8 protein-coding genes are annotated in these 8,185 nt (G+C 70.0%); all 8 read left to right on the top strand.

Annotated elements, in window-relative coordinates; translation table 11 throughout:
• The first annotated feature begins 71 nt into the window (after positions 1 to 71).
• The 8 genes from ABZZ22_RS01920 (at position 72) to ABZZ22_RS01955 (ending at position 8,045) form a co-directional block, all read left to right on the top strand.
• Positions 72 to 827, top strand: a complete 756-nt coding sequence (locus ABZZ22_RS01920) for an SDR family oxidoreductase (protein ID WP_354926255.1) — start codon at positions 72 to 74, stop codon at positions 825 to 827.
• Positions 827 to 1,603 carry an SDR family NAD(P)-dependent oxidoreductase gene (locus tag ABZZ22_RS01925; protein WP_354926257.1) on the top strand — a complete coding sequence of 259 codons (777 nt, stop codon included), beginning with the start codon at positions 827 to 829 and terminating at the stop codon, positions 1,601 to 1,603. Before ABZZ22_RS01920 ends, ABZZ22_RS01925 begins: the two co-directional genes overlap by 1 nt.
• Positions 1,600 to 2,583 carry an NADPH:quinone oxidoreductase family protein gene (locus ABZZ22_RS01930; protein ID WP_354926259.1) on the top strand — a complete coding sequence of 328 codons (984 nt, stop codon included), beginning with the start codon at positions 1,600 to 1,602 and terminating at the stop codon, positions 2,581 to 2,583. The genes ABZZ22_RS01925 and ABZZ22_RS01930 overlap by 4 nt, the downstream gene beginning before the upstream one ends.
• Positions 2,580 to 3,215 carry an HAD family phosphatase gene (locus ABZZ22_RS01935; RefSeq protein ID WP_354926262.1) on the top strand — a complete coding sequence of 212 codons (636 nt, stop codon included), beginning with the start codon at positions 2,580 to 2,582 and terminating at the stop codon, positions 3,213 to 3,215. Before ABZZ22_RS01930 ends, ABZZ22_RS01935 begins: the two co-directional genes overlap by 4 nt.
• A complete protein-coding gene (locus ABZZ22_RS01940; RefSeq protein WP_354926263.1) occupies positions 3,212 to 4,336 on the top strand; it encodes a phosphotransferase family protein in 1,125 nt (374 codons plus the stop codon). The genes ABZZ22_RS01935 and ABZZ22_RS01940 overlap by 4 nt, the downstream gene beginning before the upstream one ends.
• A gap of 147 nt (positions 4,337 to 4,483) precedes the next feature.
• A complete protein-coding gene (locus tag ABZZ22_RS01945; RefSeq protein ID WP_354926265.1) occupies positions 4,484 to 5,716 on the top strand; it encodes an acyl-CoA dehydrogenase family protein in 1,233 nt (410 codons plus the stop codon).
• Positions 5,716 to 6,915, top strand: a complete 1,200-nt coding sequence (locus ABZZ22_RS01950; RefSeq protein WP_354926267.1) for an acyl-CoA dehydrogenase family protein — start codon at positions 5,716 to 5,718, stop codon at positions 6,913 to 6,915. Before ABZZ22_RS01945 ends, ABZZ22_RS01950 begins: the two co-directional genes overlap by 1 nt.
• A gap of 26 nt (positions 6,916 to 6,941) precedes the next feature.
• On the top strand, positions 6,942 to 8,045 hold the full coding sequence (locus ABZZ22_RS01955) for an acyl-CoA dehydrogenase family protein (protein ID WP_354926269.1): 1,104 nt from the start codon (positions 6,942 to 6,944) through the stop codon (positions 8,043 to 8,045).
• The last annotated feature ends 140 nt before the right edge of the window (positions 8,046 to 8,185 follow it).

Consider the following 8,185-nt stretch of genomic DNA (forward strand, 5'->3'; position numbering starts at 1 on the left):
CCCCGTAGAGTGACCGTCATCACCACCTAAGCAAGCGCTTAGATTAGCCGAGCACAGACGAGGGATTGAACATGTCGAGGTTCGAGGGACGTACGGCGATCATCACCGGGGCCAGTCGGGGGATCGGGCTGGGTATCGCCCAGCGCCTGGTCGACGAGGGGGCCAGGGTCGTCATCACCGCGCGCAAGCCCGAGGCGCTCGCGGAAGCCGTCGAGACCCTCGGTGGCAGCGCGAATGCCCTCGGCATCGCCGGGAAGGCCGATGACCCCGCTCACCAGGAGGAGGTCGTCAAGGCGGCCATCGACACCTTCGGCAGCGCCGACTTCATGGTCAACAACGCCGGCATCAACCCGAAGGCCGGCGGCCTGATCGACATGGACCGAGAGTCGGCCCGCAAGACCGTCGAGGTCAACTGCCTCTCGCCGATCGGCTGGGTCCAGCAGGCCTGGCGGCAGTGGATGTCCGAGCACGGCGGCGCGGTCGTCAACATCTCCTCGGTCGCCGGCCTCGCCCCGACCCCGCTGATCGCGACGTACGGCGCCAGCAAGGCGATGCTCAGCTACATCACCCAGGAGCTCTCCGTCGAGCTCGGCCCGAAGGTACGCGTCAACGCGATCCTCCCGGCCGTGGTGAAGACCAAGTTCGCCGAGCTCCTCTATGAGGGCCGCGAGGCCGAGGTCTCGGCCGCCTACCCGCTCAAGCGCCTCGGGACCCCGGAGGACATCGCCGGCGCCGCCGCGTTCCTCCTCTCCGAGGACGCCAGCTGGATGACCGGCCAGCTCGTCACCATGGACGGCGGCCTCACCCTCGCCGGCGGACGCGTCTGATGCCGATCCTTCCCGACAGCACCGCGGTCGTCACCGGCGCCGCGGGCGGCATCGGCCGTGCCCTGGCCGCCCGCCTCGTCGCCGAGGGCGTGCGCGTCGTGGTCAACGACATCGACGAGGTACGCCTGGCCGAGACCGCCGACCAGATCGGCGCCCATCCGGTGGCCGGTGACGCGGCCTCGGTCGAGGGCGTCGCCCGCCTCGTCGAGGCGGCGAAGGACCACCTCGGTCAGATCGACACGTGGTACGGAAATGCCGGCATCGACCGCGGCCACGGCCTGGACTGTCCCGAGGAGGACTGGCAGGCGTCGCACGAGGTCAACGTGATGGCGCACGTCCGGGCCGCCCGGCTGCTCGTCCCCGAGTGGGTCGAGCGAGGAGCCGGACGCTATGTGGTGACGGCGAGCGCAGCGGGGCTGCTGATGATGATCGGTGCGCCGACCTACACCGTCACCAAGCACGGCGCGGTCGCCTTCGCGGAGTGGCTCTCGGCGACATATCGGCATCACGGGATCGTCGTCCAGGCGATCTGCCCGCAGGGCGTACAGACCGGGATGCTCGAGCGATCGGGCGAGATGGCCGGCCTGCTCGGTCGCGACGGGACGCTGACGCCCGAGCAGGTGGCCGACGCCGCCTGGGCGGCGACGGCCGATGACCGCTTCCTGGTGCTGCCGCACCCGGAGGTGGCCGACTACTACGCCGCGCGCGCGACGAAGACCGACAAGTGGATCGGCGGCATGAACCGACTCTGGCAGCACGTGGAAGGACAGGTATGAAGGCGTGGCGCATCGGCTCGCTCGGCGAGCCCAAGGACGTGATGAAGTTGGAGGAGGTGTCCGACCCGACCCCGGGAGCCGGACAGCTCGTCGTGAAGGTGCTGGCCAGCCCGGCGAACTTCCCCGACGTACTCATGTGCCGTGGCCTCTACCAGGTCAAGCCCGAGCTGCCGTTCACCGCCGGCGTCGAGCTGTGCGGTGAAGTGGTCGCGCTCGGCGACGGTGTGGACGGGTTCCAGATCGGCGACCGGGTGATCGGCGGCGGATCGCTGCCGTACGGCGGCTTCGGCGAGCTCGCGCTGATGGACGCCGCGACCACGTTCCCGGCGCCCGAGGCGCTCACCGACGCCGAGGCGTCGAGCCTCTACATCGGCTACCAGACCGGCTGGTTCGCGCTCCACCGCCGGGCCAACATCCAGCCCGGCGAGACGCTGCTCGTGCACGCCGCGGCCGGCGGCGTGGGCAGCGCCGCGATCCAGCTCGGCAAGGCAGCCGGGGCCACGGTGATCGGCGTCGTCGGTGGGCCGGAGAAGGCCGAGGTCGCGAAGAAGCTCGGCGCGGACGTGGTCATCGACCGCCACACCGAGGACTTCGTGAAGGTGGTCAAGGAGGTCACCGGCGGCAAGGGCGCCGACGTTGTCTACGACCCCGTCGGCGGCGACACCTACGACCGCTCGACCAAGTGCATCGCCTTCGAGGGCAGGATCCTGATCATCGGCTTCGCCGGCGGCCGGATCCAGGAGGCGGCGCTCAACCACTCGCTGATCAAGAACTACTCGATCGTCGGGCTCCACTGGGGCCTCTACAACGCGCTCGCGCCCGACCTGGTCGCCGAGTGCCACCGTGAGCTCACCCGGATGGCGGACGAGGGCTCGATCAAGCCGCTGGTCAGCGAGGCGCTGTCCTTGGAGCAGGTGGCCGACGGCGTACAGCGCTTGGCGGACGGCACCACCGTCGGACGGGTCGTGTACGTCGCATGAAGGCTGTCATCTTCGACTACGGCGGGGTGCTGACCACGCCCATCGGTGACTCGATCCGAGCCTGGCTGGAGGCTGACGGCATCAGGCCGGAGAGCTTCACCAAGGTGCTCAAGGAGTGGCTCGGCCGCTACGCCGACGCCGGCACCCCGATCCACCGCCTCGAGCTCGGCGAGCTCTCGGTCAAGGAGTTCGACCGGCTCCTGGCGGCTCGCCTGGAGACGTACGACGGCAGCCCGGTCGATCCCGAGGGCGTCCTGTCCCGGCTCTTCGCCGGGATGCGGCCCAACCCGGAGATGTTCGCCCTGGCCGAGGAGCTCCGCGACGCCGGCATCCGGCTGGCGCTGCTCTCCAACAGCTGGGGCAACTTCTACCCCCGCAAGCAGGTCGATGCGCTGTTCGAGGTCGTGGTGATCTCCGAGGAGGTCGCCATGCGAAAGCCGGAGCCGCCGATCTTCGACCGCACCCTGAGCAAGCTCGGGTTGCCGGCCGAGGAGTGCGTCTTCATCGACGACGCAGAGCCCAACGTCCTCGGTGCCCGGGCGGTCGGTCTCGATGCACTGCTGCACACAGACCCGGCGAGCACCCGTGCAGCGCTCACCCGTTTGATCCCCACCCTCGGAGGTGCCGCGTGAGTAACACCCCACGACGTCCTCGCTCCGCTCCGGGCGCCGCGGGGACCCCGAAAACCACGGCAGAACCACTGCCCGGACTCGACCTGGACCGGCTCGGCCCCTGGCTGGCCGAGAACCTCGAAGGGGTCTCGACAGGCTCGACCACCAAAGGTGAACTGAGCGCCACCCACATCTCGGGCGGCAAGTCCAACCTGACGTACGTCGTCTCCGACGGCACCCATGAGTGGATCGTCCGGCGCCCGCCGCTGGGTCACGTCCTCGCCACCGCACACGACATGAAGCGGGAGCACACCGTGATCACCGCGCTGCGCGACACCGACGTGCCGGTGCCGCACACCTACGCGTTCTGCGGCGACGAGGAGGTGCTCGGGGCGCCGTTCTACGTGATGGAGAAGGTCGACGGCCAGCCCTACCGCTACGCCCGCGAGCTCGAGCCGCTCGGCCCCGAGCGGACCAAGGCGATCTCCGAGCAGCTCATCGACGTGATGGCCGCGCTGCACGCGGTCGATCCCGCCGACGTCGGGCTGAGCGAGTTCGGCCGCCCCGAGGGATTCCTCTCCCGGCAGGTCCGACGCTGGAAGAAGCAGCTCGAGGCGTCCCACTCCCGCGACCTGCCCGCGGCCGACGAGCTCCACTCGCTGCTCGAGGCGCGGGTGGGTGCCGCCGAGGCCGCCTCGACCGGGCCGGGGATCGTGCACGGCGACTACCGGCTCGACAACGTACTCACCGACAGCACGGACCGGATCCGGGCCGTCGTCGACTGGGAGATGGCCACCCTCGGCGACCCGGTCACCGACCTGGCGATCCTGCTCACCTACCAGAAGATGGCAGAAGTCTCCGGCGACGGCACCGTGACCGACGTCAGCAACGCGCCCGGCTGGCTCACCGAGGACGAGATCATCGCCCGCTACGACGCGGCCAGCCCGCGTGACCTGAGCGAGTTCGGCTTCTACCGCGGGCTGGCTGCCTACAAGCTCGCGGCGATCCTCGAGGGGATCCACTACCGCTACCTGAAGGGCCAGACCGTGGGGCCTGGATTCGACACGATCGGGGACGGGATCCACCCGCTCCTCGACATGGGCATCAACGCGATGAAGGAGAACACAGGGCGTGTCTCCTAGTCCATCGGCTGCTACGCGGCGCCCAGCACGCACGCTGGCCGCGTTGTCGTCGATCGACAGGCAACCCCGGCCTGCCTCCTCCTCCGCCTTGCCATCGCACGCACTGGGCGCCGCGCGCGACGCCCCTGAACTAGGAGACACACCCTGATGGATTTCGCACCCGACGCCAGGACCGAGGAGCTCATCGCCTCGTTGCAGGACTTCCAGAAGACGCACGTCGAGCCGAACGAGGCCGTCTTCCACGAGCAGCTCGAGGCCCAGGACGACAAGTGGGCCTGGGACACCGTCCCGGTCCTCGGCGAGATCCGCGCCGAGGCCCGCAAGCGTGGCCTGTGGAACCTCTTCCTCCCGGGTGAGGGCGGCGCCGGGCTGACCAACCTGCAGTACGCCCCGCTGGCCGAGATCACCGGCCGCAGCCACCTCGGTCCGTCCGCCCTCAACTGCGCGGCGCCCGACACCGGCAACATGGAGGTGCTGCACGACTTCGGCAACGCCGCGCAGCAGAAGGAGTGGCTCGAGCCGCTGCTGGAGGGGCAGATCCGCAGCGCCTTCGCGATGACCGAGCCGGCCGTCGCCTCCTCCGACGCGACCAACATCGAGACCTCGATCGTGGCCGACGGCGACGCATACGTCATCAACGGCCGCAAGTGGTGGATCACCGGCGCGATGAACCCCAACGCCAAGATCTTCATCGTGATGGGCAAGACCGACCCGACCGCCGAACGCCACAAGCAGCAGTCGATGATCCTGGTGCCTCGCGACACCCCGGGCCTGGAGATCAAGCGCGGGATGGAGGTCTTCGGCTACGACGACCACGACCACGGCGGTCACGCCGAGCTGATCTTCTCCGACGTCCGGGTGCCGGCGGGCAACCTCATCGGGACCGAGGGCATGGGCTTCGCGATCGCGCAGGCGCGCCTGGGTCCGGGCCGCATCCACCACTGCATGCGTTCGATCGGGCTCGCCGAGCGGGCGATCGAGCTGATGTGCGCCCGGGTGGAGGACCGGGTCGCCTTCGGCAAGCCGCTCTCCGAGCAGGGCGTGATCCGGGACTGGATCGCCGAGTCCCGGGTGCGGATCGAGCAGCTGCGGCTCCTCGTCCTCAAGACCGCCTGGCTCATGGACACCGTCGGCAACAAGGGCGCCCACACCGAGATCCAGGCGATCAAGATCGCCACCCCGGCGACCGTTCAGTGGATCCTCGACAAGGCCATCCAGGCACACGGCGCAGGCGGGCTCTCGCAGGACTTCCCGCTGGCGCGCGCCTACGCCGGGATCCGGACCCTCCGGTTCGCCGACGGCCCCGACGAGGTCCACAAGAACGCGTTGGCGAAGGCGGAGCTGCGCAAGCAGGCCGCACGCCGGGAAGGACGACAGTGATGTCACCCGACAGCGATCTCGACAGGCTCGGCGACCTGGTCGCGGAGTTCCTGGCAGAGCACCCGGTCGAGACGACCGAGCCGAGTGCCTTCCTGCATGCCCGCTACCGGGCCGGCCTGGCCTGGGTCGCCTTCCCGGAGGGCTACGGCGGGCTCGGGCTGTCCCGGGCGATGCAGCCGAAGGTCGACAAGCTCTTCGCGGCGGCAGGCGCTCCCGACAACAACCCGCGGCGCAACGGGATCGGGCTCGGCATGGCCGCGCCGACGATCCTCGCCTACGGCACCCCGGAGCAGAAGTCGCGGTTCCTGGAGCCGCTGTGGTGCGGTGACGAGATCTGGTGCCAGCTCTTCTCCGAGCCCGGCGCCGGCTCCGACCTCGCCGGGCTGGCGACCCGGGCGGTCCTCGACGGTGACGAGTGGGTCGTCAACGGGCAGAAGGTGTGGACCTCTGGGGCCCACAACGCGGACTTCGCGATCCTCGTCGCCCGCACCGATCCGGACGTTCCGAAGCACCGCGGTCTGACCTACTTCTTGTGCGATATGCACGATCCGGGCGTCGAGGTGCGGCCGCTGCGCCAGATCACCGGCGAGGCCGAGTTCAACGAGGTCTTCCTGACCGACGTGCGGATCCCTGACGCCCACCGGCTCGGTGCGGTCGGTCAGGGCTGGGAGGTCGCCAACGCCACCCTCAACAACGAGCGTGTCGCCATCGGCGGCGCCGCCATGCCCCGTGAGGGCGGGTTGCTCGGCATCGTCGCCGAGTCGTGGCGTACGCGGCCGGACAACCACACCCCGGAGCTGCGCGACCGGCTCCTGAAGCTGTGGGTCGAGTCGGAGGTGGCTCGGCTGACCGGGTCGCGACTGCGGCAGAAGCTGGCCGTCGGCCAGCCCGGTCCCGAGGGATCGGCGATGAAGCTGACGTTCGCCAACATCAACCAGCGGCTCACCGGGCTCGATCTCGAGCTCAGCGGTGAGGACGGCCTCCGCTACGAGGACGGCGACGGCTGGGCGATGGTCCGGCCCGAGCACGTCGACTTCTCCGGCCGCGACGCCGTCTACCGCTACCTGCGCGCCAAGGGCAACTCGATCGAGGGCGGCACCTCGGAGATCTTGCGCAACATCGTCGCCGAGCGCGTCCTCGGCCTCCCCGGTGAGCACCGGGTCGACAAGGACGTCGCCTGGAAGGCCATCCCCCGATGAGCACAGCACCGATCAAGGAGTCCGCGATGAGCACAGTCGACGTCGAGCTGCTCGACAACGAGGTCGATGTCGACCTGCGTTCCACGGTCAGGTCGTTCCTGGCCGAGCGCTGCGATCCGACGGAGGTCGTCAAGGCGTACGACGGCGACCGGTCGCTCACCCAGGTCCTGTGGAAGGGGCTGGCGGTCGAGCTCGGGCTCGCGGGGCTGCTGATCCCGGAGACGTACGGCGGTGCCGGAGCGTCTGCCCGTGAGGCAGCTGTGGTCCTGGAGGAGCTGGGCCGGGCGGCTGCTCCGGTGCCGTTCCTGACCAGCTCGGTGGTGGCCGCCTCGGCGCTGCTGGCCGGGCCGACCGAGGCAGGTGCCGATCTGCTCGCCGGGTTGGCCTCGGGGGAGCGGACGGCCGCCCTGACCGTGCCGTTGTCGGCCGCGGCCTTCTCGGCGGCGGCCTCCTCGGGGGTCTCGGCGAGCTCGACCACTGTTCGCTCCGTGGCCGGCGCGTTGGAGGCGGACACCCTCCTGGTGCCGGTCGCGACGCCCGACGGCATCGAGATCCGGGCCCTCTCCGCCGAGCAGGCGACGATCACCCCGGTCTCCTCGCTCGACATGACCCGCCAGCTCGCCGATGTCACCCTCGACCCGGCCGCGGGCGAGGTGGTCGTGGCCGCTGAGCACGGTGCCGACGCCGTACGCTCCGGTCTGCTGGCCGGCGCCGCGCTGATGGCCTCGGAGCAGGTCGGGGTGGCGCAGTGGTGCTTGACCACGACGGTGGACTACCTGAAGGTGCGGCGCCAGTTCGGCCGCATCGTCGGTGGCTACCAGGCGCTCAAGCACCGGCTCGCCGACCTCTACACCAGCGTCGAAGGCGCCGGCGCGGCCGCGCGCTACGCCGCCGGCGCGCTGGCTCTCGGAAGCGCCGAGGAGGCCGAGATCGCGACCCACGTCGCGGCCGCGTACTGCGGTGACCTCGCCGTCACCGCGGCCGAGGAGGCGGTGCAGCTGCACGGCGGCATCGGGATGACGTGGGAGCACCCCGCTCACCTCTACCTCAAGCGAGCCAAGGCCGACCAGATCGCGTACGGCCTCCCGGGCGCCCACCGCGACCGCCTCGGCCACCTCGTCGACCTCTGACCCACCCGCCGAATCTGTAGTTGTGGGCGACGAAACTGTACTTTCGTCGCCGGGGTCTTTCCGTCCTGCCGCGCGTAACGAGCATCTTTACTCGTAGTGCAATTTCGCCGAGTCCACGGTTGAGACAGCGCCCAAGTCGT

It is taken from the genome of Nocardioides sp. NPDC006273 (assembly GCF_040613495.1).
Taxonomy (GTDB): Bacteria; Actinomycetota; Actinomycetes; order Propionibacteriales; family Nocardioidaceae; genus Nocardioides.